The organism is Thiomicrorhabdus xiamenensis, from assembly GCF_013282625.1.
Classification (GTDB): Bacteria; Pseudomonadota; Gammaproteobacteria; order Thiomicrospirales; family Thiomicrospiraceae; genus Thiomicrorhabdus; species Thiomicrorhabdus xiamenensis.
On the sequence record NZ_CP054020.1, the window covers coordinates 341,818 to 363,636 of the forward strand.

The 21,819-nt window shown below is 49.8% G+C and carries 23 protein-coding genes and 1 pseudogene; 14 read left to right on the plus strand and 10 right to left on the minus strand.

Going from position 1 to position 21,819, the window contains the following annotated elements:
* Positions 1 to 49 precede the first annotated feature (49 nt).
* The 3 genes from HQN79_RS01555 to ftsY are packed head-to-tail and all read right to left on the minus strand — an operon-like array spanning position 50 to position 2,725.
* Positions 50 to 640, minus strand: a complete 591-nt coding sequence (locus HQN79_RS01555) for a transglycosylase SLT domain-containing protein (protein ID WP_173283946.1) — start codon at positions 638 to 640, stop codon at positions 50 to 52.
* Positions 627 to 1,448 carry a DUF2914 domain-containing protein gene (locus HQN79_RS01560; RefSeq protein ID WP_173283947.1) on the minus strand — a complete coding sequence of 274 codons (822 nt, stop codon included), beginning with the start codon at positions 1,446 to 1,448 and terminating at the stop codon, positions 627 to 629. Before HQN79_RS01560 ends, HQN79_RS01555 begins: the two co-directional genes overlap by 14 nt.
* Before the next feature lie 2 nt (positions 1,449 to 1,450).
* A complete protein-coding gene (ftsY, locus tag HQN79_RS01565) occupies positions 1,451 to 2,725 on the minus strand; it encodes a signal recognition particle-docking protein FtsY (RefSeq protein ID WP_173283948.1) in 1,275 nt (424 codons plus the stop codon).
* A 145-nt stretch (positions 2,726 to 2,870) separates the two neighbouring features.
* Here ftsY and HQN79_RS01570 point away from each other — a divergent pair, with 145 nt between their 5' ends.
* Positions 2,871 to 4,262: a M16 family metallopeptidase gene (locus HQN79_RS01570; RefSeq protein WP_173283949.1), complete on the plus strand. Its 1,392-nt coding sequence runs from the start codon at positions 2,871 to 2,873 to the stop codon at positions 4,260 to 4,262.
* Positions 4,262 to 5,569 carry a M16 family metallopeptidase gene (locus HQN79_RS01575; protein WP_173283950.1) on the plus strand — a complete coding sequence of 436 codons (1,308 nt, stop codon included), beginning with the start codon at positions 4,262 to 4,264 and terminating at the stop codon, positions 5,567 to 5,569. Before HQN79_RS01570 ends, HQN79_RS01575 begins: the two co-directional genes overlap by 1 nt.
* A 63-nt stretch (positions 5,570 to 5,632) precedes the next feature.
* Here HQN79_RS01575 and olsF read toward each other — a convergent pair whose 3' ends face one another.
* Complete coding sequence (olsF, locus tag HQN79_RS01580) at positions 5,633 to 7,405, minus strand: bifunctional ornithine lipid synthase OlsF (protein ID WP_173283951.1); 1,773 nt, start codon at positions 7,403 to 7,405, stop codon at positions 5,633 to 5,635.
* A gap of 342 nt (positions 7,406 to 7,747) precedes the next feature.
* Here olsF and HQN79_RS01585 point away from each other — a divergent pair, with 342 nt between their 5' ends.
* Both HQN79_RS01585 and rsmD read left to right on the plus strand, forming a co-directional pair.
* Positions 7,748 to 8,686, plus strand: coding sequence for a LysR family transcriptional regulator (locus tag HQN79_RS01585; RefSeq protein WP_173283952.1), 939 nt, complete (start codon positions 7,748 to 7,750; stop codon positions 8,684 to 8,686).
* Between the two features lie 49 nt (positions 8,687 to 8,735).
* Positions 8,736 to 9,353 carry a 16S rRNA (guanine(966)-N(2))-methyltransferase RsmD gene (gene rsmD / locus HQN79_RS01590; RefSeq protein WP_173283953.1) on the plus strand — a complete coding sequence of 206 codons (618 nt, stop codon included), beginning with the start codon at positions 8,736 to 8,738 and terminating at the stop codon, positions 9,351 to 9,353.
* Between the two features lie 6 nt (positions 9,354 to 9,359).
* On the opposite strand, the gene HQN79_RS01595 is transcribed toward rsmD, so the two are convergent.
* Positions 9,360 to 9,593: a DUF2789 domain-containing protein gene (locus HQN79_RS01595; protein ID WP_173283954.1), complete on the minus strand. Its 234-nt coding sequence runs from the start codon at positions 9,591 to 9,593 to the stop codon at positions 9,360 to 9,362.
* Positions 9,594 to 9,723: 130 nt separating this feature from the next.
* On the opposite strand from HQN79_RS01595, the gene coaD reads away from it, so the two are divergent.
* From coaD to HQN79_RS01610, 3 genes are all read left to right on the plus strand, one after another.
* A complete protein-coding gene (coaD, locus tag HQN79_RS01600) occupies positions 9,724 to 10,218 on the plus strand; it encodes a pantetheine-phosphate adenylyltransferase (RefSeq protein ID WP_173283955.1) in 495 nt (164 codons plus the stop codon).
* A gap of 281 nt (positions 10,219 to 10,499) precedes the next feature.
* The gene (locus tag HQN79_RS01605; protein ID WP_238843396.1) at positions 10,500 to 11,147 is read left to right on the plus strand and encodes a peroxiredoxin; all 648 of its coding nucleotides are present in this window, start codon (positions 10,500 to 10,502) and stop codon (positions 11,145 to 11,147) included.
* A 141-nt stretch (positions 11,148 to 11,288) separates the two neighbouring features.
* Positions 11,289 to 11,762 (plus strand): hypothetical protein, encoded by a 474-nt coding sequence (locus tag HQN79_RS01610; protein ID WP_173283957.1) that lies wholly within the window; start codon positions 11,289 to 11,291, stop codon positions 11,760 to 11,762.
* Between the two features lie 24 nt (positions 11,763 to 11,786).
* Here the strand turns inward: HQN79_RS01610 and HQN79_RS01615 are convergent, their stop codons facing one another.
* Entirely contained in the window at positions 11,787 to 12,755 is a 969-nt protein-coding gene (locus tag HQN79_RS01615; protein ID WP_173283958.1) for an HPP family protein, read from the minus strand.
* Positions 12,756 to 13,014: 259 nt separating this feature from the next.
* Between HQN79_RS01615 and HQN79_RS01620 the strand changes: the two genes are divergently transcribed.
* From HQN79_RS01620 to HQN79_RS12015, 5 genes and pseudogenes are all read left to right on the plus strand, one after another.
* Positions 13,015 to 13,824, plus strand: a complete 810-nt coding sequence (locus HQN79_RS01620) for a TOBE domain-containing protein (protein WP_173283959.1) — start codon at positions 13,015 to 13,017, stop codon at positions 13,822 to 13,824.
* A gap of 116 nt (positions 13,825 to 13,940) precedes the next feature.
* Positions 13,941 to 14,708, plus strand: a complete 768-nt coding sequence (gene modA, locus HQN79_RS01625; RefSeq protein ID WP_173283960.1) for a molybdate ABC transporter substrate-binding protein — start codon at positions 13,941 to 13,943, stop codon at positions 14,706 to 14,708.
* A gap of 120 nt (positions 14,709 to 14,828) precedes the next feature.
* Positions 14,829 to 15,524 (plus strand): molybdate ABC transporter permease subunit, encoded by a 696-nt coding sequence (gene modB / locus HQN79_RS01630; protein ID WP_173283963.1) that lies wholly within the window; start codon positions 14,829 to 14,831, stop codon positions 15,522 to 15,524.
* A gap of 129 nt (positions 15,525 to 15,653) precedes the next feature.
* Positions 15,654 to 16,508, plus strand: a pseudogene (locus HQN79_RS01635) (molybdenum ABC transporter ATP-binding protein); the annotation flags it as partial.
* An 82-nt stretch (positions 16,509 to 16,590) separates the two neighbouring features.
* Entirely contained in the window at positions 16,591 to 16,725 is a 135-nt protein-coding gene (locus tag HQN79_RS12015; RefSeq protein ID WP_238843397.1) for a TOBE domain-containing protein, read from the plus strand.
* 591 nt (positions 16,726 to 17,316) lie between these two features.
* Here HQN79_RS12015 and mutM read toward each other — a convergent pair.
* Positions 17,317 to 18,180, minus strand: coding sequence for a bifunctional DNA-formamidopyrimidine glycosylase/DNA-(apurinic or apyrimidinic site) lyase (gene mutM / locus HQN79_RS01640; RefSeq protein ID WP_173283965.1), 864 nt, complete (start codon positions 18,178 to 18,180; stop codon positions 17,317 to 17,319).
* Between the two features lie 164 nt (positions 18,181 to 18,344).
* Here mutM and HQN79_RS01645 point away from each other — a divergent pair, with 164 nt between their 5' ends.
* Together HQN79_RS01645 and HQN79_RS01650 are read left to right on the plus strand one after the other, a co-directional pair.
* A complete protein-coding gene (locus tag HQN79_RS01645) occupies positions 18,345 to 18,545 on the plus strand; it encodes a hypothetical protein (protein ID WP_173283967.1) in 201 nt (66 codons plus the stop codon).
* A 215-nt stretch (positions 18,546 to 18,760) separates the two neighbouring features.
* Positions 18,761 to 18,997: a hypothetical protein gene (locus HQN79_RS01650; RefSeq protein ID WP_173283969.1), complete on the plus strand. Its 237-nt coding sequence runs from the start codon at positions 18,761 to 18,763 to the stop codon at positions 18,995 to 18,997.
* A gap of 105 nt (positions 18,998 to 19,102) precedes the next feature.
* Here HQN79_RS01650 and rpmG read toward each other — a convergent pair whose 3' ends face one another.
* The 3 genes from rpmG to HQN79_RS01665 all read right to left on the minus strand — a co-directional run bounded on the left by rpmG (position 19,103) and on the right by HQN79_RS01665 (position 21,757).
* Positions 19,103 to 19,255 carry a 50S ribosomal protein L33 gene (gene rpmG, locus HQN79_RS01655; RefSeq protein ID WP_173274019.1) on the minus strand — a complete coding sequence of 51 codons (153 nt, stop codon included), beginning with the start codon at positions 19,253 to 19,255 and terminating at the stop codon, positions 19,103 to 19,105.
* Between the two features lie 11 nt (positions 19,256 to 19,266).
* Entirely contained in the window at positions 19,267 to 19,503 is a 237-nt protein-coding gene (gene rpmB, locus HQN79_RS01660; protein ID WP_173283970.1) for a 50S ribosomal protein L28, read from the minus strand.
* 295 nt (positions 19,504 to 19,798) lie between these two features.
* Entirely contained in the window at positions 19,799 to 21,757 is a 1,959-nt protein-coding gene (locus tag HQN79_RS01665; RefSeq protein WP_173283971.1) for a hypothetical protein, read from the minus strand.
* Between the last annotated feature and the right edge of the window lie 62 nt (positions 21,758 to 21,819).

A 21,819-nucleotide genomic window follows, 5' to 3' on the forward strand; every position in this document is an offset into this window, starting at 1 on the left:
ATCCTCGGTTTTTTTATGTCTGACGTTTATCGTTTTAGTGTTTGTCGCTTTAGCGGCACTGGCGATATTGGCTTTTATACAGACGTGAACGGTTGGCGACTTTTTTGGCGATAGGCGGCAACCAATTCTTTTGCAGATAGGTACGTCGTTTATAACCGGTATGCCCTTCATGATAGGCCAGATAAAGCTTGAACGGGTCATCCCGAGAAATCCCTAGACGCTTATAGGATTGGTAGTTGTACCAACCGATAAAATCCAAGGCATCGTCGATATCGTTGCGTTTCGCACTCCATTTACCGGTAGACTTCTGATAGTCGTACCAGGCTTCATCGGTTGCTTGCGCATAACCGTAGGCGCTGGAAGCTCTGCCTATCGGGATGCCAAGGAAATATTCCATTTTGGGTTTGGCATGGGACTTGAAAGTCGATTCCTGATGTATGAAGGCCAGCTGAACCCATGGTGGAGTCCCCCAACGGCGATAAGAATCCTGCGCAGCATCAAACCAGTCGTCATCGTAATAGAAGATCGAGCAGATGTTGTCCAGAGATTTCTTCGGCGGCGGCCCGCTGCTACAGCCGGATATCAACGCGGCCAGTGTGGCTAGTTGAACGCTTAACCATAAGGATTTAGTGACTTTCATTGTTTTGCCCATAGTCGAATGTCATGCGTTGGAATACGCGTTGCTGTCCGTCCAATACTTCAATATGCCACCGTCCCTGGCGACTGCTGCTCATGAGCTGTGTGCTGGTAAGCGAATGCTCTCCTGCGCTCAATTCATAAGACTGCTTCTGTATCTCTAATCCATTATAACGCCATACCAGAAACAGAGTGCCTGCACTATTCAAGCGGACTTGCGTATGGAATGCAAGTTTTCTCAAGTACTTAGGAAGCAACGCTATCGAGTTTGCACTATCTGTCTGCAGGTCGAGAGGGATGTTTTCTGTGTCGGCGACAAGGCGGGGTTGGGCGATTTCTACTTCCAGATTTGCTGTCAATGGCGCCAAGGGCGTTTTGCGCGCTTCCTGCTGTGCATACAGACGTTGTTGATCACTGATATCGCGACGCTGTTCATCGGAAAGCAGGGTGATTGTCTCGGAGTGCGTCTGCGCAATAGCAGAAGAAGGGACCGGAGTTTCAGGTTCTGCGGCGACTTGGGGGTTCTGTTCATGGGCTTGTTTGAGCATTACACCGGCCGTAGCCAAGCCGCCAAGCACCATGATAATCAGCCAGGCGATGCGGTAGCGCCAGTCAGGTTTGTTTAACAACTCCTGCTGGCGAACCATGTCGTCTTGTGCGGCTTGCCAACCTTCAACAAAATATTCGCGCATCCGACCGTCGTGGCGAATGTCGTGCGGCATCTGCGCATGACCTTTTCCGGCCAGGGCAAGGCGATAGCCGGTTTTATAAGCGCGTTGATAGTCCGGATTGTCGGTATCCGCAATCGCCATAATTACTTCTGATCAAAGAGGGCTTCGGTAAAGTCCTTGCTGTCGAACGGGCGCAGGTCGTCAATTTTTTCGCCGACACCGATAAAACGGATCGGAATGTGCGACTGTTCCGCCAAGGCGTAGACAATCCCGCCCTTGGCAGTTCCGTCCAGTTTGGTCAATGTGATCCCGGAAACCTGAACCGCTTCGTGGAATTGTTTGGTTTGGTTAAGTGCATTCTGTCCGGTCCCTGCGTCGATTACCAGCATGACTTCGTGCGGAGCGGTGGCGTCAACTTTACCGATAACGCGCTTCACTTTTTTCAACTCTTCCATCAGGTTGGATTGTGTATGCAAGCGTCCGGCGGTATCGGCAATCAACACATCGATGTTTTTTGCTTTGGCAGACTGAACGGCGTCAAAGATAACCGCAGCCGAATCGGCGCCGGTTTTCTGTGCGATAACCGGGACATTGTTGCGTTCGCCCCAAGTCTGCAACTGTTCGACCGCCGCTGCGCGGAATGTATCTCCGGCCGCCAGCATGACTGATTTGCCTTCCATCTGGAATTTCTTGGCGAGCTTACCGATGGTAGTCGTCTTGCCGACCCCGTTAATACCGACCATCAGAATGATATAAGGGCCGTCGTTGGCTTTCAGGAAATCGTCGATCTCCAGCGGACGGCTCATAGGATCAATGATTTCCTGCAATTGTGTTTTTAGCGCGTCAATCAGTGCCTGTGGATCTTTAAGTTCCTTTCGCGAAACCTGATCGGTCAGATTCTGGATAATACGGTCGGTGGCATCGATTCCGACATCTGCAGTGAGCAAGATCATCTCCAGATCGTCGAGCAGATCCGCGTCGATTTCTTTTTTTCCGAGAATCAGGCTGCTCAGGCTATCGGTAAAGCTTTTACGTGTTTTGCTCAAACCGTCCTTGAGGCGGGCAAAGAGACCTTTTTTCTTTTGCGGTTCCTCGGCAGCAGCGGTCGCTGCTTGAGTCGGTTGCTTTGGCTCTGTCTCTGGCGTATTTTCGGGGATTGTCGTTTCCGCAGGCGATTCGTCAGGCTTCGTTTCTGCCGCAAGAACCGTTTCGGCAGAAGGGGATTCCGTCTTTTGTACTACTTCCGCTGCTTCTTCTCGTATTGCATCGGATGCCGCCGGGGCTTCTTCTTGGACTTCTTCTCTAGCTTGTTCAGGGGCGGGCTGAGCCTCTTCCGCCGGAATTTCGTTTAGCGCATTACTATCGTTATTTTCTTCGGTTTCGTGTGTTTGTTTCTTTTTGCGGAAAAAGCTAAACATTGAGTTGTTCCTGTTTCAGGGTTTATTAAGACTTGAAATCGTAAGGCGGCTTTATTATAAAGCAAAATACAATGAAATCCTGCATGCCGCAAGCGATAAGCGCCTGCCGGTAAAGCAAAATCGAATCGAAGGGAGTATTTCAGGAATGAAGGGCGTACAGAGATTGGGCCAACAGCTGGTTTTGTTGGTTGCTTTCGGGATTATGAGCGGTTCGGCACTGGCCTCAATCAGTGAGTATCAGCTGGATAACGGTATGCATGTGGTGGTCAAGGAGGATCATCGGGCACCGGTTGTGGTGCACCAGGTTTGGTATAAGGTCGGATCGAACTATGAACCGAACGGCATTACCGGAATTTCCCATATGCTGGAACACATGATGTTCAAAGGCACGAAAACTTTGCAGCCGGGCGAATTTTCCAAACGGGTTGCGCAGTTGGGCGGTGAAGAGAATGCCTTCACTTCAACCGATTACACGGCTTATTATCAGGTCGTCGGTAAGCAGCATCTCGAGGAGGTTATGCGTCTCGAATCGGATCGCATGCGTAACATTGTTATTACCGATGAAGAGTTCAAAAAAGAGCGCGATGTCGTAACGGAGGAGCGTCGCTGGCGGGTAGAAGATAAACCGGCCGGTAAACTTTACGAGCAATTCAAGGCGGCGGCGTTTGTCAGCAGTCCTGCTCGTCAACCGACGATTGGCTGGATGCAGGATATCCGTCATTACACAGTCGAGGATGCGCGTCGGTGGTACCGGAAATGGTACGCGCCGAATAATGCCACTTTGGTTGTGGTCGGAGACGTTGATCCGGAGTCGGTTTATCAGTTGGCGAAAAAATACTATGGCGCCTATGAGCCGGAAGAGATTACGGCGCCCAAGCCGCAGCGTGAATTCAAGCAGGAAGGCGAGCGCCGGATCACTCTGCAAGGCGCAACCAAGCTGCCGCAGTTGCTGATCGGCTTTCACGTCCCGACTCTGGTGACGGCGAAGAGTGATGAAGAGAAGGCGGAAGTTTATGCGTTGAGCGTGTTAAGCGATATTCTCGCCGGGGACGATTCGGCGCGTTTCAGTAAGAATCTGGTTCGCGGCAGCAAGGTTGTCGCCTCTGCCGGAAGCAGTTTTGATGCGACTGATCGTTTGCAGGCGCTGTTTATTTTGCACGCCACTCCGAATGAAGGCAAGACGCCGCAAGAAGCCGAACAGGCTTTGTGGGCGGAAATCCAAAAACTTCAGCAGCAACCGATTTCCCAGGACGAACTGGATCGCGTGCTGGCTCAGTCCGAAGCGCAGTACATCTATCATCAGGACTCCATTCAGTCGCAGGCGATTATTCTCGGCTCTTTGCTGAGTGTCGGTCTTCCGGCCGATACGCTGGATAACTGGGTGGAGAATCTGCGTCGGGTCACGCCGCAAATGATTCAAGCGGTCACCCGTAAATATTTTTCGCCGGAGCAACAAACAGTGGCGGTTCTGGTCCCGAATGGAGAAGAGGCGTCCAGTCCTACGAACGGCGCCCTGCCAGGAAAAGGAGTTCATTAATGTTGCAGTCAGCTTATCGTTTCTTTATTGCCTTTATTTTATTGGCCGTTTCCCTGAATGCGTCGGCGGAGGTTGAGATCCACTCCTGGATGACCGACCGCGGAAGTAAGGTTATGTATGTTCATTCCGCTGAATTGCCGATGCTGGATATTGAAGTGACCTTTGATGCCGGCGCGATTCGCGACGGTGATGCCTGGGGATTGGCCTCGTTTACCGCGGATTTGATCGGAACTGCGACCAAAAATCAGAATGAAGATCAGATTGCCGACCGTTTCAACCGCATCGGTGCACAATTCGGCGGTGGTGCGAGTCGCGATAATGCCAGTTTTAATTTACGTACTCTGACACGCGATGCCGTTATGCAACAAGCGTTTAAGCAGTATGTCGATGTATTGAGTCAGGCGCAGTTCGAGCCGGAGATTATTGAGCGCGAACGCAAACGGCTGTTGCTAGGGATCAAGCAAAAGTCGATGAAGCCGCAGTCGGTGTTAAGCGATCAGCTTTGGGAGACGCTTTATCCGCAACACCCATACGGGCATCCTGTCAGCGGAACGGAAAAGACGGTTGCTCAACTGACTCAGGCGGAAATAGAGTCTTTCTACCGCCATTATTACAACGCCAATAATGCCGTTATCGCCATTGTCGGCAACGTCGATCGCCAGCAGGCTGAGGCAATGGCGAACGAGATTTCACGATCTTTGCCCAAGGGCAGTAAGCCGGCACCTTTGGCAAAACCCATTAAAGTGAAACAAGCTCAAGAGATCAAAACGGAATTTCCGTCTTCGCAGACCTATTATGCTTTAGCTCAGGTTGGCATCGAACGCGGTAATAAGGACTATATTCCGCTGTTTGTCGGCAATCACCTTTTCGGAGGCAGCGGTTTCGGTTCTTACCTGATGGAAGAGGTGCGTGAAAAGCGCGGACTGGTTTACAGTGTGTACAGCTATTTTGCGCCAATGAAGCAAAACGGCCCTTTTGTGATCGGACTGTCAACCAAGAATGCCTCCGCGAAAGAAGCCGACGAAGTGGTGCGCCAGACACTGGCGGATTTTATGCAGGACTTTTCCGACGAACGCCTGCAGGCGATTAAGGATAATCTGGTTGGTGGTTTCCCGTTGCGCATCGACAGCAACGGCAAGATCCTCGGCTATATTTCCATGATCGGTTTTTACGGATTGCCTCTGGATTATCTGGAGTGGTTCCCGCAGCAGGTCGAAAAAGTGACCAAAGAGGATATCCTCTCTGCGTGGAAACGCCATGTCCATCCGGACAGAATGCTTAAGCTGATGGTCGGTCAGCCACAATAAGATCAAGGATGTGTTCTTAGCCCGCTTGCAGCGGGCTTTTTATTGCTGTGGTTAAGGGGCGCTTCAAGCGACCGCGCTTTGTGGAACGGGTTGATTTGTAGGTTCTTCCACTGCGGCATCCGGCATATAGCGATTGCGCTTTTTGGCTTTGATTTTATCGATTTCAACAAATATGAAGGCGTCGATACAGTCGCTGAAAAGCGGATCGATATTGAAATCGATAAAGCGGCAGCCTTTGTCCTCGCAGAGTTCGGCGTATTGTTTGAATAGAGTCGGTAGCTTAACGCCTTCCAATGCCAGCAGGGCATTGAGCTTTTTCAGGCTGTTACTGTAGTCGCCGCTGAATTCCTCTGCGGCAATCGCCTGACTGGCCGGACTGATGTTAAATGGCTGTCTGGCGGTCGCCAAAGACTGGAAGTCGCCAAACTGTTGCAGGTAGAATCCGGCAATTAATTCTTTGGCGGTTTGCGGATAAGCGTTGGAGAGACTTACCGGACCGAACATGTATTTAATTTCCGGATGTCTCTGCAGATAGGCGCCAATACCGAACCAGAGGTAATCCAGGCTGCGTTTCCCCCAATATTTCGGTTGCACGAAACTACGTCCCAGTTCCAGCGCCTGCGGTAATTGCTGCTGTAATCGGTCATTGAATTCGAACAGACTGGTGCAGTAGATTTCGGCGCCGGTTTTATTGCGCTTCTGGGATTCCAGATAATTTCTACCCAGACGATAGGCTCCGACAATTTCCCACTCTTCTTCATCCCATAGGACAAGGTGCTGGTACAGGGCATCGTAATGATCCAGATCGATGGTTTTTCCCGTTCCCTCTTCGACGGTGCGGAAGGTCAGTTCACGTAAACGGCCGATTTCATGCATAACCGGCGAGTTGGCGTCGTAATCAAACAGATAGATTTTTTTGCGATCCTGAGTTTCCCCGAGCAGTTGGCCGTTAATGATCGACTGGCGTAGCGCCTTACGGTCAATGGGGTGTGCAATGGTTTCCATGGTTGGCAGGAACGGCTTCTTTTTGAGTTTTTTCGGCTTACCCAGGCGGTACAGATGTTTGCGGAAAGCGTTTGCCAGACGTTTTCCCTGAATGTCGGATGCAGCCAGTGTTTTTGAGCTGATTGCTTTACCGATATGAAACTCGATCTGCTGGGCCTTTTTATTGAACATTTCCTGAACCAGCATCAGGGTGCCAAGCGGCTTATAAAGCGTCGACAGACTGTAGAACAGAGCGGAGTTTCGGGCATCGATACAGATCGGCAGGACGGGCGCCTGACTTTTGCGGGCAAGTTTCAGAAAGCCGCTTTTCCATGGGCCGTCCTTGACGCCGTTCGGTCTGATCCGCGAGACTTCGCCGGCCGGAAAAATAATCACCGCCTGTTCGTTTTCCAGAGCGTGCAACATCGCTTTAAAAGCGGCTTTGTGACTGTTGCCGTTGAGGTTGTCGAGCGGCAGAAAAAGGTCTTGCAGCGGCTGGATATTGGCCAGCAAGTCATTGGCGACAATACGCACATCGGGACGCACCGAGCGCACCAGTTTCAATAATGCCAGCCCGTCCAGGGAACCGATCGGGTGATTGGCGACAATAATGACTTTGCCGTCGGCCGGAATACGGTTGAGCTGTGAATGGTTGACCTGATAGCTGAATTCAAAGTGTTCCAGAACCTGATCGAGAAAAGCGAAGCCGCGCAAATGTCGATTGGTTTCGATAAACTGGTTGATCTCGTCCTCATGCAACAGTTTTTTGAGCATTTTGACGATGAGCGGATAAGCCGGTTTGGAGGAAAGGTTTGGCCATTTTTCCGCAATGGCTTGTTCGATATGTAGCATGATCTTCTCGCACAGTAACAGTCATTCTAGTCAGAGAGATTGTGTCTCTGGAAGGTGAAGACGGTATGAAAGCGGTATGAAGCTTAAATGACACAAGGTCTAATTTCATTGGTCAAGAAGTTGCGTGCTCTTATAAAACCGGGTTTTGGACTTATCGACAAAGCCGCTTTCGGGGCTGGTACGAAACCGATAAAATTGTAAAAATAGGTTGCGGAACCGTTTGGAAGAGGCCAAACTGCTGCCGCAGACATTCCGGCTAATGGCTGTGAAAAAGAGCCTTTCCCCGAGTTGCATGCGATTTCGGGAGCGAAACGGTACCCGCTGGAATAAACAGGAGCGATTATGAAAATAGATCTGGATGCACTTAAGCTTGAGCAGCTGTCTATCCTGCTGGCGGTTGTCGAGCAGGGCAGTTTTGCGGCGGTTGCGCAGAAACGAAATATCAGTGCCTCATCTATTTCTCGCACCATTCAGGGGTTGGAAAAGCAGCTTGGTTTCCCTCTGTTCGAGCGCAGCACTCGTCATCTGCAGTTAACCGAGGCGGGGGCTATCTATTGCGAGTCGATTCTACCGGGGATTGAGATGATCCGTACCGCGCAGGCCAAGGCGCTGGACAGTCAGAACACGGTACAGGGGACGTTAAAAGTCACCCTGCCTCCCGGGTTTGGTGAGGTTAAAGTCGTACCGCTTTTGAAAAAATTCCGTGAGTTACACCCTCAGCTTAAACTCGAATTACTGATTACCGGGGAATGTCTGGATTTCAATAAAGACCGAATTGATGTCGCGGTTCGTGTCGGCGGACAGATCAGCTCGGAATTTACCGTGGTTCCGCTGACGACCGTTAAATTATTCTTGTGTGCTTCGCCGGAATTTTTGGCGCAATATCCGGTGGAAACACTGGAAGATGTGCAGAATGTTCCTGCGTTGCACTTTCTGGATTACGATACCTGGTTTTTCCGCAACCTGTACGAAGAGGGGGCGGAAAGAATCGAACTGCCGGTTCAGCGCACGATATATGCCTCGAATGTCAGCGCGGTGGGCAAAATGTGTATTGAAGGGATGGGCATCGCTCTGGTTCCGAACTGGTTGGTCAACGAAGAGTTGCGCAGTGGAAAATTGGTGCGTCTTTTACCTGACTATGAAATCGGTGTGAACGAATTTTCCTATAAAGTCAGCCTGATCTATCAGGGCAGGGGGTATCTGCCGATGAAAACCCGGGTATTTGCCGAATTCATGGAACGTGAACTGAGTGAATTGAATTACTTCCAGGCACTTGATTAAGCGAAAAGATTGTAACGGTTAGTAAACCAGATTATTGATAAAGGACATTATGCGTCGTACCAGCAAATCTAATTCTCGACGTCAGACCGGACGTGGACAACAGGCCGCCGTCGGTGAAGTTCGTCTGATCGGCGGTGATTGGCGTGGGCGTAAATTGCCGGTTTTAAGCGCCGAAGGGCTTAGACCGACCTCGGATCGAGTACGCGAGACGTTGTTTAACTGGCTGCAGTTTGAAATTCCCGGAGCAAGCTGCCTGGATATGTTTGCCGGTTCCGGTGCTTTGGGCTTTGAGGCTCTGTCACGCGGTGCGAAACACTGTTTGTTTCTGGAACTGTCGACCGATAACGCCGGGCAGTTGCGCAGTAATCTGCAGGTTCTCAAGAGTGATAAAGGGCAGGTGCTTCAGAGTGACAGTCTGCAATGGCTGGATCAGGAGGCGACGCAGACATTTGATGTGGTTTTTGTCGATCCGCCGTTTAACCAGGGACTGATGCAACCGGCGGTGGATTTACTTTTCACCAACCGCTGGGTCGATCCCGAGCATGCCTGGCTGTATCTTGAGCAGGAAAAGTCGCTCGATTGGCCGCAGTTACCGGAAGGGTGGCACTGCTACCGAGAGAAAACCACCTCGCAAGTGCGTTTCGGACTGTTTTGCAAACAGGAGTAGAAGTTTTTAAGTGCGCAGCAGTGCATCAAGATGATCAACCACTTCGGCCCAGTCGGCATCTTCCTGTATCGCTTGGCTTAAAAAGGCCGCTTGCCCCTCATTCCAGAATGAGGCTTGTGCCAAGGGTGTCGCTGTATCCAGTCCTTTGTGGCGTTCGATAAAGTTATCAATATCGCTGTCGGAGTCCGGCAGGCCAAGCTGGGCGAAGAGTGCATTAAGCGTATGATCCGGCAATTCCATAAAGCGCTCCTTAAATCACTACGGGAAAAGAAGAAGTTTCTCTTTATGATACAAACTTTTATGTCGCTCGCAAAGTCGACAGATTCCGGTATCATAGGCGCATCATTTCAATGTTTCGATTGGGAAATTTATGAGTATCACTGCTGTCTACCCGGGAACCTTTGATCCAATTACCTGTGGTCATTTCGATCTTATAGAGCGAGCGGCCCGCTTTTACGACAGGCTGGTTATCGCCGTTGCCGATAACCGGAACAAAAACACGCTCTTTTCCCTCGAAGAGCGGGTGGCTCTGGCCAAGGAAGTCACGGCATGCATGCAGAATGTCGAAGTGATCGGGTTCAGCGGCCTGCTGGTCGATTTTGTCCGCAGCATCGACGGCAATGTCCTGCTGCGTGGTCTGCGGGCGGTGTCGGATTTCGAATATGAGTTCCAACTGGCGTCGATGAACCGCAAGCTGGCACCGGATGTGGAAACCATGTTTATGACTCCGGCCGAACAGTTTTCTTTTATCTCTTCTTCTCTTGTTCGCGAAATCTCTGTTCTCGGGGGCGATGTCAGCGAATTTGTCCATCCCAAGGTGCAGGAAGCCCTGTTTGCAAAATTCCGTCAGACAGATAGCGTTTGAGAAAACGCTAATGTCGTGATGGTGTCACTTTTTGTTCATTTTGATGGCTTAAATAATCAAGTATGCTTATTAATACTTAAAGCCAGGGCAATTAACTCTGTTTTTACACGGAGTTTTTTTATAACTAAATTTTATTAGTTTTCTTTTGGCTATAGGTTTTAACTATTAAAAGTTTAAGAATAAACAATTGGCACTTTGAAACCTGAAAGTATATTCTTATGCATACATTAACAAGGTTTATATAAAAGCAAATTACTCAAAACTTCTTGAAGGAGAACATGATGGAAGAGACAACTGTTATTGGATTGCCACGTTTGAATGAAGCCGCACCGGCATTTGATGCGGAAACGACTCACGGCCGTAAAACGCTTGAAGATTACAAGGGCAAATGGCTGATCCTTTTCTCTCACCCGGCAGACTTTACTCCGGTTTGTACGACGGAATTCATGGCTTTCCAGGAGCGTAAAGACAAATTTGACGCGATGAACTGCGAACTGCTGGGGCTTTCTATCGACTCGCATCACTCGCACAACGCCTGGGTACTGAACATCAAGGAGAAATTCGGTGTTGATATCCAGTTCCCGATTATTGCGGATCTGGACATGAAGGTCGCTAAGGCTTACGGCATGATTCACGAAGCGGCAGCGGATACTTCTGCGGTTCGTGCGACCTTTATTATCGATCCGGAAGGGATTCTTCGTGCGATGGTTTACTACCCAATGAGTAACGGCCGTCAGATAGACGAGTTTGTCCGTCTTCTTGAAGCGATGCAGACGTCTGACGCTAACGCTTGTGCGACGCCTGAAAACTGGCGTAAAGGCGAGAAAGTGATCGTTCCTCCGGCGGCAACTGTTGAAGAAGCGAAGCAGCGTATGACTTCAGGTGAATACGAGTGTGTGGATTTCTACTTCTGCAAAAAATCTCTGTAATTGACAGAGACACTCGGTTTAAAACGGTTCTAGAACCGGTTTTCTGATAAAGCCACAGTCGAGTTCGCTTGGCTGTGGTTTTTTTATAACAAGAACGCCTTGTTGCGGTTTAGCCGAGACAGGTACTACAGGGATATACAGATGACATCAGTACGAAAATTCGGATATTTCATGGCTGCGATGGCATTGAGCTTGAGCAGCTTCAGTGTCGCCGCGCAAAGTGTGCCGGCAACGGAATTTCAGGACCAATTCGAGGAGTCGATTGCATTGAATGCGCAAACGACATGGGTACTGCTATCGAGTGATAAAGCTTCCGGAAAACTGGTCAAAGACAGTTTGGATGCGCTAGGGCTGGAAGATCTTGAAGCGAAAAAAGGACTGTACATTGCCGATGTTTCGGCCATGCCGAGCCTGATTACCAAGATGTTTGCTCTGCCGAAAATGAAAAAATACGCTTTTCAAATGGCCGTCGTCAACGACGAAAGCCAATTGCAGGCATGGCCTAGAGAGGCCGAAAAAGTCAGTGCGATTCGGCTGAATGCGCTGGAGATTACATCGGTCGAGTATTTTGACTCTGCCGAAGCTCTGCAAGCCTGGATTAAACAGCAGTTTTAAGCGGCCGTTCTATATTCATTGCGGTTAAACGTCGCTCTCTTGCGGCGTTTTTTTTTGCCAGCCCGAAGTTGCGGGCTCGACTTCGTAAGCGGCCCAGCGGGCAAATTCCGAGCGACGCATACAGTCGGTACGAACTTTTTCCTGTCCTGCTTTGCGGACAAAGATCACAAACTCTTTTTCACCGACGTTAAAGTCGTCTTCAACCAGTTCGACAATCTGTCGTACACTCCAGTTCTTACCAACTGCGCCATTGCTGTAATAGGCTCCGACTTCAAGCTTTTCCGGGGCGATCGGCGGTGCCGGTTCCCATAGATGAGTCAGTTCGAGAATGCGTTTGACTTCCTGTTCATTGATGTCGACAAAATTATCAATCTTAGCCAGGGCGCTGAGAAAGTCCTCGTATGACAGCTCTGGGCGGACTATAGGCAAAGAGTCGGCGTTCTTTTTGAAATGATTGGAGGCCAGGTAGATCGGATAGCGTTTATGGCTGAAACTGTGAAACAGCACGCCGGTCGCAAGTAAGATCAGCAGGTTCACCGAAAGCGGGTAGAGTAAAAAGTCGTAATTGATTTCCCCCATCTGGTGGGTTTGCGCGGCGAAAACCACGGTCAGCGCCGTCGCGCCTCCGGGCGGGTGCAAACAGCCCAGAGCGTACATGGCAAAAATACTCAGGCTGACGGCCGCAGCGATCAGCACCAGAGGGTCGAGCAGACTGCTCAAATACAGTGTCAGAGTGATTCCGACCAGCGCAGAAACCAGATGGCTGCCGAAAACCGGCCACGGCTGCGACATGGAACCATGCGGTGCGGCGAACAGTAAAACCGCCGAGGCGCCGATGGATGCGGTCATCAACCAGGCACTCTCCGGCGGCGCCCAGTGGTGGCTGATGACCGCCACGGCCAGAACGCCGAAGAACCCGCCTAATGATGAGTACAGTCTTTCATGAAGGGAATCTCTTCGCGAAGTCGGCGCCATAAAGGCGTGCAGGTGCATTAACCAGCGCCGGTTTATAAGCGGTTTAATGATCCCCTTTAATCGCACCTGTTTGCTCTCCTGTGCATTACCCGAAAACGGCCACTTTGCCGTTGATCGGATTAATTCTATCAAGCTTTGTCCGGCCTCACTACAAGACCGGTAAAAACTTTACAGCGTTTAATGGCTTGCTAGTGCTTTGAATATAAAGCATTTTGCTTGCATGAGTTTATTGGCGTCTCTATAATGGCGACACGTTGTGTATTTTGGGGAATATCGAGTGGATAAGCATCAACCAGAACATCTGGTGCAATCCTTTTTGCTGGGCTCTCGTCAGACCCGTTCCGGACAGCGCCGTCTTGAACTTTTGAATAAGCTGTCTTCTCTGGGTTCTTTGTCTAAAGCCGCCAAAGCGTGCGGAATGAGTTACAAGGGTGCATGGCAGGCGATCGAAGCGATGACCGAAGCGGCCGGCGAAAAAATCGTCATAGCACAGAAAGGCGGTTCCGGTGGTGGCGGTATGGAGTTAACCGAGGCGGGCAAGCAGCTGCTGAACGCTTATTTGCTGTTTCAGGAACAGATGCAGCATTGGATGCGTCACCTTGAAGAGCTCTCTCCGGGGGTGTTGTCGCAACTTGATATTATGAGGAAAATCTCGATGAAAACCAGTGCGCGAAATCTGTTTCATGGGACGGTCAAATCAGTTAAAAAGGGCGAGGTCAACTGTGAGGTTGTGCTTTCGGTCGGAAAGGAAACCGAGGTTGTCGCCCAAGTGACGCCAAGCAGTCTTGAGCGTCTGGGGCTGGATATCGGCAGCGAGGCTTACGCGTTGATTAAAGCGAGCTGGGTGCTGCTTGCCGAAGATATCGACGGTAAATTCAAAACCTCGGCTCGAAATCAGTTCTGCGGCAAGGTAGTGGAGATGGAGCAGGGGGCGGTTAACAGCGATGTTACCCTTGAACTTGAAGGCGGCAACAAGATTTCCGCCATAGTGACCAATGAGTCGGTCGTGACGCTGGGACTTGAGAAGGGCGGCAAGGCCTGCGCTTTGGTCAAGGCATCGCATGTTCTTCTGGCGGTGGCTGACTGATTTTTAAGCGATCCGTTTGCCAGGCGTATCAAATTCCCGATTGGTTTCGGGAATTTTTTTGAAATTCGATATATAAGTAACTACATATAACTTTAAGTTGTGAAAGGTGAGAAGAGATGAAAAAGACATATTTAGCAGCGGTTTTGGCCGGAACTCTAGGGATTTTTTATAGCGCGATGGCTCTGGCCGAGACCGCAACCATTGCGGTCGCGGCGAACTTTACCAAAACCATTGAAAAGGTCGGTGAGCAGTTTACGAAAGAGACCGGGCATAGCGTGAAATTCTCCTTTGGGCCAACCGGTAAGCTCTATGCGCAGATTAAAAACGGCGCGCCTTTTGATGCCTTTTTCGGTGCCGACGAGCGTCGTCCTTTGAAAACCGTTGAAGATGGCTTGGGTGTTAAGCAGAGTTATTTTGTGTATGCGCAGGGACAGATTGCTCTGTACAGCGCCCAGTACCCGGTTAAAGAGCAGCCGCTGGAAGTACTGAAAGAAGCGAAATTCAACCATTTGGCGATCGCAAATCCACGTACTGCGCCATACGGCGAACGTGCCCAAGCGTTTCTGAAAAGTAAAGGATTGTACGACGGCGTTAAAAAGAAGCTGGTTAACGGGGAAAGTATCGCGCATGCTTTCCAGTATGTTGCTACCGACAATGCTCCGATCGGTTTTGTTGCGTTGTCGCAGTTGGTTGACCCGCAGAGTCCCGTCTATCAGAAAGGGCAGTATTGGATTGTTCCACAGCAGGAGTATGCGCCGATCAAGCAAGGGGCCTTGATTCTGAAACGTGGTGAAAATAATGCTGCAGCCAAGGCTTTTATGGCGTTCATTAAAACGCCGCAGGCATTAGAAATTATCCACTCTTACGGCTATAGTACGCCTTAAGTTAAATTCTGCATTGCAGATTGTCTGAAACCACGAAAGACGCATCGAACGCAAGGATGATTATAATCTTTGTGTTCGCTGCAAAATTCGTGGTTCGTTTTTTCTATGGGTTGAATGAAGATGGTTGAAATTTTTGGTGTCGAAGTCAGTCTGGAGCCGATCTGGCTGACCCTGGAGGTCGCCGCCTGGACAACGGCTATTTTGTTGCTGATCGGTACTCCGCTGGCCTGGTGGATGGCGCGGATGCAGAATTCGTCGAAAATCGTACTGGAAGCGCTGGTGGCTCTGCCTTTGGTCTTGCCGCCGACGGTTCTTGGGTTCTACCTGCTGATTATTCTCAACCCGAACGGCTATGTTACCGAATTTCTGCGTTTTTTCGGTTACGAAGGGCAGTTGACCTTTACCAAGCAGGGACTGATAGTCGGTTCGGTTTTTTATTCTCTGCCGTTTGCGGTACAGCCGCTGATGCATGCGTTCGAAGCGGTGCCGCAAAAGCTGCTGGATGCGGCAGCGACTTTGCGCGCCGGGGTGTTGGATCGCTTCTTCAGTATTGTGCTGCCGCTTTCCCAGCGCGGCTTTCTGGTCGCTGCGACGCTGACGTTTGCACATACCGTCGGCGAATTCGGAGTAGTCTTGATGCTCGGCGGCAATGTACCGGGTGAGACGCGAATGGTGTCAATCGATATTTTCGACCATGTGGAAAGCTTGGAATACGATCAGGCACACATACTATCGGCAATGATGCTGATCTTCTCGCTGCTGGTTCTTATGCTGGTGTACGGTATAAACCGTCGATTCGGTGTAAAGGTTGGCTAGATTGCGCTAAAAACTCAGCCTTCTTGATTGCTCATTCGCAGATTTATGGATTGATGTATTTCGCGCTGAGTGCCTTGATGGCTAAATTTTTATCCGCACTCTCGATTGAGACGTTTAAATGGAAAAAATATGACTGCTTTGCGCGGAAATTTAAGATTAAAACTCGGCCATTTCGAGCTTGATTCAGGTGATTTTGAACTGCCGTTACAGGGTGTCACGGTACTATTCGGGCGTTCCGGATCGGGCAAGTCGACGCTGCTTAGAGCGATCAGCGGGCTGGATAAGAACACGTGCGGTAGCCTGTATTTTGCCGAGCAGTGCTGGCAGGAAGGCAAGAAGGTATTGGCGCCGCAGCGGCGTCATATCGGTTTTGTGTTTCAGGATGCGGCCTTGTTCCCGCATATGACTGTGCGTCAGAATCTGATGTATGCCTTGAAACGTCTGCCGAAGGGCGTTGCACAACCGGATTTTGACGACATAGTGACGCGTGTCGGTATTGCCGACAAGCTTGATCGCGGAGTGAATTTCCTGTCCGGTGGGGAGAAACAACGCGTGGCGATCGCGCGCGCGCTGCTGACCAGTCCGCAACTGTTGTGCATGGATGAGCCTTTGTCGGCTCTGGATTGGCGCGCTAAAGCGGAGATGCTGACTCTAATCGAAGAGGTGTTGCAGGCCTATAAAATCCCGTTGCTCTATATCACCCATGCGCCGGCCGAAGTCGAGCGACTGGCCGATCGGATCGTGTTTATGCAACAGGGTAAAATTGAACGTGTCGAAACCCTGCAGCAGGCGTTGTCACGTCCCGATTCGCCGCTGTTTGACGACGAAGGGGTTGTTTCGGTTCTGGAAGGCGAACCGCAAGAGATTGAACACGGTTTGCGTCCGCTGAAAATGGGCACTCGAACGCTTTGGCTTTCCGATAGCAGTGAACTGCACAAGTCCAAAGTGCGGGTACGGGTTCTGGCCAGAGACGTTTCTCTGGCGCTTTCCGATCCGCAGCATCTAAGCATTATCAATCATCTGTCGGCGAGAGTGCTGGAGCTGATCCCCGGAAGGACAGCACCGTATGCTGGTGCGTTTGCAATTGGAAGACGGCCAGAAACTGTTTGCCGAGATTACCGAACATTCGGCCAAACGTCTGGAGATAACTCCCGGCCTTGAGTTGTTTGCCCTGATTAAATCGGTCGCTTTGGCGGAATAAGACACTCCGCCATGGGTGTTTATTGTGCCCGGTTTGAGGTTTCCAGCAGAAAAGGAATCTGGATCTGTTTGCCGTCGTTCTGGGTCAGCATCAGCGTCAGTTGCCAGTACATCTTTTCGGCAGTACAGAAAGCAAGCATCGAGGTTCCGACCCCAGTGATTCGGGCGGGTTGATGTTAAATGTACGCGGTTGTAGCCCATATACATATTGATGCCGGAAATATCCAGTTTCACTTCGGTCGGGTCAAGATTCTCCAGATCCAGTTGAACACCCAGCGGGCGTGCGATTGGAATCGGCTGCGGGTCGATACGCAAAGTGACCTTGGCGCCTTGATGCTCGGTTGTGCAAGGGCCTTTATGCAGGTTACAGTTTTCGACGGTCGGCCACTGATCGATGTCCCCTTGCGATTTCTTGTCGCATCCGGCAAGGAGTGAGGTCAAGGCCGTGAACAAGGCGACGAATAAAATCCATCGGGTGCGGATACTCTTAAACATTCTGATACTGTCTCCGGGAATTATCGCTTAATATTAGCGGCGCTCTTAGCTGCGCTCAAGCCCTGTTTTCGATTCGTCATCCGATCTTAAAGATATATTAAGCTTCACGACGCTTCTGCGGACGACGCGGCTTTTTCAGCGGCTGGCAATGCGGGCAGAAAAAGCTGGCTCGCTGGTTGATGATCACTTTCTGAATGGTGTGCCCACAGTGCGGGCAGGCTTCACCTTCTTTGCCGTAAACATGGAGTTCCTGAGCAAAGTAGCCCGGTTTGCCTTCCGGACTCATAAAGTCTTTCAAGGTCGTTCCGCCCTGATGGACGGCTCTGCTCAGAACCGCTTTAATGTTGCCGACCAGAATTTCGCACTGCTTTTGGTTCAGTTGATTGCCGGGCGTTTGCGGATGGATGCCGCTCAAGAACAGCGATTCGTTGGCGTAGATGTTGCCGGCTCCGACGACGATTTCGCTGTTCATGACCAAGCTTTTTACCGCAACCCGGCGATTATGCACCTTTTGATAGAAATAGCTGCCGTTAAAGGCGTCGTCAAACGGTTCCGGAGCCAGTTTGCCAAGCAGTTTATGCTCGTTGATTTCACCGGCTTCGACAGGGTGCCAGAGCACGGCTCCGAAGCGTCGCGGATCATTCAGGCGCAAAAGTTGTCCACTTGTTAACAAGATATCCACATGGTCGTGTTTCTGCACTGCTGCGTTTCTCGGCAGAACGCGCAAGGTGCCGGACATGCCAAGATGGATTATCAGTGTTCCGACGGCGGTCTGCAGCAACAGGTATTTTCCACGGCGGCCGACGGACAGGATTTTCTGCCCGGTCAGTATTTCCGGCAGGCGCGGCTCGATCTCCCAACGTAGCTTAGGGGTTCGCAATATCACCGCTTCGATGGTTTCCTGATCGCAGGCCGGTGCGATACCGCGGCGGGTGGTTTCAACTTCGGGTAATTCTGGCATGACAATCGCTTAATGATTTTTAAAGCGCTCATTATATTGGAATTTTGGCACCCGGTCGGCATTTGCCGGAAATGGAGTGATTTGAATTCGACTGGCAGATTTGAGATTCCGGTCGATATAGGAAATAACAGCACAAAAAATACTCCGCATAGGAGGTAGAGATCATGAGACAGTTTAATATTGAATTTAACGGCTATGATTATGTAGTCGTAGAACAGGGGCGGGTAATCGTTGCCTTTTCGACTCTGGAAGATGCGTTCGAGGCTAAAAGAGAGTTTGAAGAAAAGCCTGCTTGCAGCATTGATTTGAAAGTTCCGCCGGCGATGCGCCTGGCTAAAATGCAGCTATATGGCGTTGCTTCGTAGGGCATAAACCGATTACGGGAAGCAATCTTCGGACATAACGGGATACCTGAACTATTGTTGAGATAACCTTAACTAATCCTGATTTAGTCGGTAAGTTTCACATCACTGCTTTTCCCATGTTATTTTCAATAACTGTGTGATATTTAAACGAAAATGATCTATAAGTTTTTTGGGTATTCTCAGGCATACAAAAGAACAACGGTTAGGACAGACAAGTGAGCTGGTTAAAGAAAGGCGGGTTGATTCTATATGGGATAGTGTTGATTCTTGGCGGCCTGCAAGTGATTTTTGAAGGCCATCTGTCGCAAGCTGGAGTATCGGATAGCATTCATCAATTTAACGGAATAGAGCGAATTATGGGATTGTTGCCGATTCTGTTTGGCGGGCTGGTTATCTATCTGGTGTTTAACAAAAAAGATGGTGAGCAAAATGAAGACAACCCAAGAGATTAGACATGAGGGTAAACGTGCAAGATAGGCACGATAATAGTAGCTATATATCAGATAAAAAAAAACCCGATCTTGTGGATCGGGTCTCTCAAGGTAATCTGGGTAAGATTACTTGATTTTCGCTTCTTTGAACAAGACGTGTTTACGAACGATTGGATCGTATTTCTTGATCTCGAATTTACCAGCCATGTTCTTCTTATTCTTATCAGTCGTATAGTAATAAGCAGACTCAGTTGACTTTAGTTTGATCTTATCGCGCATGATTAGTCTCCTTAGACCTTCTCACCACGTGAACGCATATCAGCGATCACAGCGTCAATACCGTTCTTGTCGATGATGCGCATACCAGCAGTTGATACGCGTAGTTTTACAAAACGGCTCTCAGCTTCCGACCAGAAACGGTGCGACTGCAGGTTAGGCAGGAAGCGACGACGAGTTTTACGGTGAGAGTGGGAAACATTGTTACCGACTACAGGACGCTTACCTGTTACTTGGCATACTCTAGACATTTCTCAATCCCTTCTAGTATATGAATGCTCAGTTAATTGATTGAATTAATTGAGAATTCGTTAAATAAAAATATTCGAATATTTCTATATTTATTTGCCCTCACAAAGGGAGGCGATAAATAAGAACGCGGAATTTTACAAGAACATTTAATGAATTGCAATCATTTCCAATGATTTAACTCGCGTCTCTGTAAAACCCACGGGGTACGGCAAAAAAATAACTGGATTTCAATAGTTTAATTATCCGCTGGGGCTATTGTAAGGCTTGGATATGCCGGCTATTCAGTCGTCGATTTTATTGCAAATAAGGTACATAATCAGGAAGGTAGGTACCGCCTTCTGCAAAAGGTTTATTTTCCTCAATCAAGGTGATTCCATCACCGGCTTTGTAGTCAAAACGTGTCGGTTCGTCCAGCTGAATTGAGCGCTCGCTGATGATTTCACCAAACTGATAAGGTGATCCGTCATTTTTTACTTCTGCGATGGCGTCATCACGGTAATGATAGTAGCTGATCGGTGTTTCGGCAAAAACATCCTTACCATAGATATAACGCTGTGTTGCCACTACCTGGCGATAACGACGGGCATTTTCGATGGCATCGTTCTCTTGCGGATAAAGCAAGAAGCCTTTGATGGTTCCATCGGCATTCAAATAATCTTTACGAGTGACAAATTCACGCAGTAACGTCTGTCGCTGGGTAACGCTTTGTTCGAAGTTGGCCGCCGAATCGGTTTTGATTTCAGTCCAATTCGCGCTATAACCGTTGTTGGTATCAATGATCTGACTGAGTTGCGTCTCTACGGATTGCGCCATAACGCCGTATAGGTTGGCGCTGACGGTATGGTTCAGCAATAAGGCAAATTCGCCGATACCGGCATGACGATTGATTGGCTCCGGCGTTGTCGATACAGCGGAACCGTCGACGATTCTGACACCCAGGTAATCCATTTCTTTCCAGCCTAAATCCGAATCAAATGAGCGTGGGAAGGACCAGGTGCTGTCGACAGTATTGCCGGTTCCGCTGGTAAAGTTTGGATCTTTTGTTCCGGGATGGAAACCGGAATGGCAGCCAATACATTGTGTCAATTCGGCACGTGTTTGTGGACGTAAAGCGCCATCTTTGTCTTCAATGTAGCCTGCGAGTAACCAGCCCGAACCGTTGTCTACCCAGCCCTGTTCGTCGTTGCCGTAAATCTGGTCGCCGGTTCCTTCGTCCGGTCTTGCTTCCATCGGATTAAAGTCTTCATCCTTGTACATGTAGCGGACTTCTTTAACACGGGTAGCCCGCATGCCCGGTAACTTGCCGTCAGTACCGTCTGCGAGGGTATCGACATAATGAAGCGGGTGTGCCAGTTCGGTGCCTTGAGGGTAGCTTCCTGCGACGACCTCAATGTCGGCTGCAGAGCCATAATAGAACCTCGGCGATGTATCCGTCAGTCGGTTTTGAATCGCGTCGCGCAACAATTCAAGGTTTTGTGTGTAGGTGGCTAAATTGAATTCGCCGGAATGGTCTTGCATGAACTTGGCGGGCAGTCGGATATAGATACCGGAAACCGAACCGGTCATCGGGCTGAAAATGCCATATGGCATAAAGTTAATGGCGCGCCAGCCGGTATTGCCGCCAAACGCATCCGAAAAATAGATATCTTTTTCGTTGTCCGAGCGGATAAATCCATCGCTGTCCGCCGGAAGTGCTGCCGGATTCAGACCCGGTAAAAGACGGAAAGGCTGGTTGTAACCGCTGTCCCAGTCGGTGCTTTTACCCTGTCTCTGGTTATAGGCCGATTGCCAGTTGTCTTCTTGAATATAATCCGGCATTACCCAGGTATTAGGGTCGATATCCATTGCGCTGACTGCGGCGAGTAGTGTTTCCGGAGCGAGGGTGTTGAGCCAGTAGTTTTTAGCAGCGGTGGGCGCTTGCGCACTGTAGGGTTCGTATCCGTAATCCAGTTGAAAGTTAACCAAAGGAACTTCGCCTGCTTGAGGGTTGTTGTTGCCGAGCCCTAATTTATAGAGCCCATTTGTATGGCAAAACAGACAGGCATTTTGGCGTCCCAGGCTGGTTTCGGTATAGCATTGCGCCGGAATCTGCGGATATGGATTACCCTCAAAAACGACGGGATTGATATAGCTGCCGGTAAGAGCGGATTGGGTGATCGCTGTTGGCGTGGTTGCATCTGACGTGCTGCTACTGCCACAGCCATGTAATACAAATACAGAACCGGCCAGTAGAAAGAGTAATTTAAAGTGCATCGTACAATTTCCATTTACATTGTTTACTACGCAAAAAGCCAGCATAAAGCTGGCTTTAAGAA

Bases quoted from the DNA above. Each gene is read 5' to 3' on its own strand.
- HQN79_RS01555 (WP_173283946.1), bottom strand. From the start codon at position 640: ATGAAAGTCACTAAATCCTTATGGTTAAGCGTTCAACTAGCCACACTG.
- HQN79_RS01560 (WP_173283947.1), bottom strand. From the start codon at position 1,448: ATGGCGATTGCGGATACCGACAATCCGGACTATCAACGCGCTTATAAA.
- ftsY (WP_173283948.1), bottom strand. From the start codon at position 2,725: ATGTTTAGCTTTTTCCGCAAAAAGAAACAAACACACGAAACCGAAGAA.
- HQN79_RS01570 (WP_173283949.1), top strand. From the start codon at position 2,871: ATGAAGGGCGTACAGAGATTGGGCCAACAGCTGGTTTTGTTGGTTGCT.
- HQN79_RS01575 (WP_173283950.1), top strand. From the start codon at position 4,262: ATGTTGCAGTCAGCTTATCGTTTCTTTATTGCCTTTATTTTATTGGCC.
- olsF (WP_173283951.1), bottom strand. From the start codon at position 7,405: ATGCTACATATCGAACAAGCCATTGCGGAAAAATGGCCAAACCTTTCC.
- HQN79_RS01585 (WP_173283952.1), top strand. From the start codon at position 7,748: ATGAAAATAGATCTGGATGCACTTAAGCTTGAGCAGCTGTCTATCCTG.
- rsmD (WP_173283953.1), top strand. From the start codon at position 8,736: ATGCGTCGTACCAGCAAATCTAATTCTCGACGTCAGACCGGACGTGGA.
- HQN79_RS01595 (WP_173283954.1), bottom strand. From the start codon at position 9,593: ATGGAATTGCCGGATCATACGCTTAATGCACTCTTCGCCCAGCTTGGC.
- coaD (WP_173283955.1), top strand. From the start codon at position 9,724: ATGAGTATCACTGCTGTCTACCCGGGAACCTTTGATCCAATTACCTGT.
- HQN79_RS01605 (WP_238843396.1), top strand. From the start codon at position 10,500: ATGGAAGAGACAACTGTTATTGGATTGCCACGTTTGAATGAAGCCGCA.
- HQN79_RS01610 (WP_173283957.1), top strand. From the start codon at position 11,289: ATGACATCAGTACGAAAATTCGGATATTTCATGGCTGCGATGGCATTG.
- HQN79_RS01615 (WP_173283958.1), bottom strand. From the start codon at position 12,755: ATGCACCTGCACGCCTTTATGGCGCCGACTTCGCGAAGAGATTCCCTT.
- modA (WP_173283960.1), top strand. From the start codon at position 13,941: ATGAAAAAGACATATTTAGCAGCGGTTTTGGCCGGAACTCTAGGGATT.
- modB (WP_173283963.1), top strand. From the start codon at position 14,829: ATGGTTGAAATTTTTGGTGTCGAAGTCAGTCTGGAGCCGATCTGGCTG.
- HQN79_RS12015 (WP_238843397.1), top strand. From the start codon at position 16,591: ATGCTGGTGCGTTTGCAATTGGAAGACGGCCAGAAACTGTTTGCCGAG.
- mutM (WP_173283965.1), bottom strand. From the start codon at position 18,180: ATGCCAGAATTACCCGAAGTTGAAACCACCCGCCGCGGTATCGCACCG.
- HQN79_RS01645 (WP_173283967.1), top strand. From the start codon at position 18,345: ATGAGACAGTTTAATATTGAATTTAACGGCTATGATTATGTAGTCGTA.
- rpmG (WP_173274019.1), bottom strand. From the start codon at position 19,255: ATGCGCGATAAGATCAAACTAAAGTCAACTGAGTCTGCTTATTACTAT.
- rpmB (WP_173283970.1), bottom strand. From the start codon at position 19,503: ATGTCTAGAGTATGCCAAGTAACAGGTAAGCGTCCTGTAGTCGGTAAC.
- HQN79_RS01665 (WP_173283971.1), bottom strand. From the start codon at position 21,757: ATGCACTTTAAATTACTCTTTCTACTGGCCGGTTCTGTATTTGTATTA.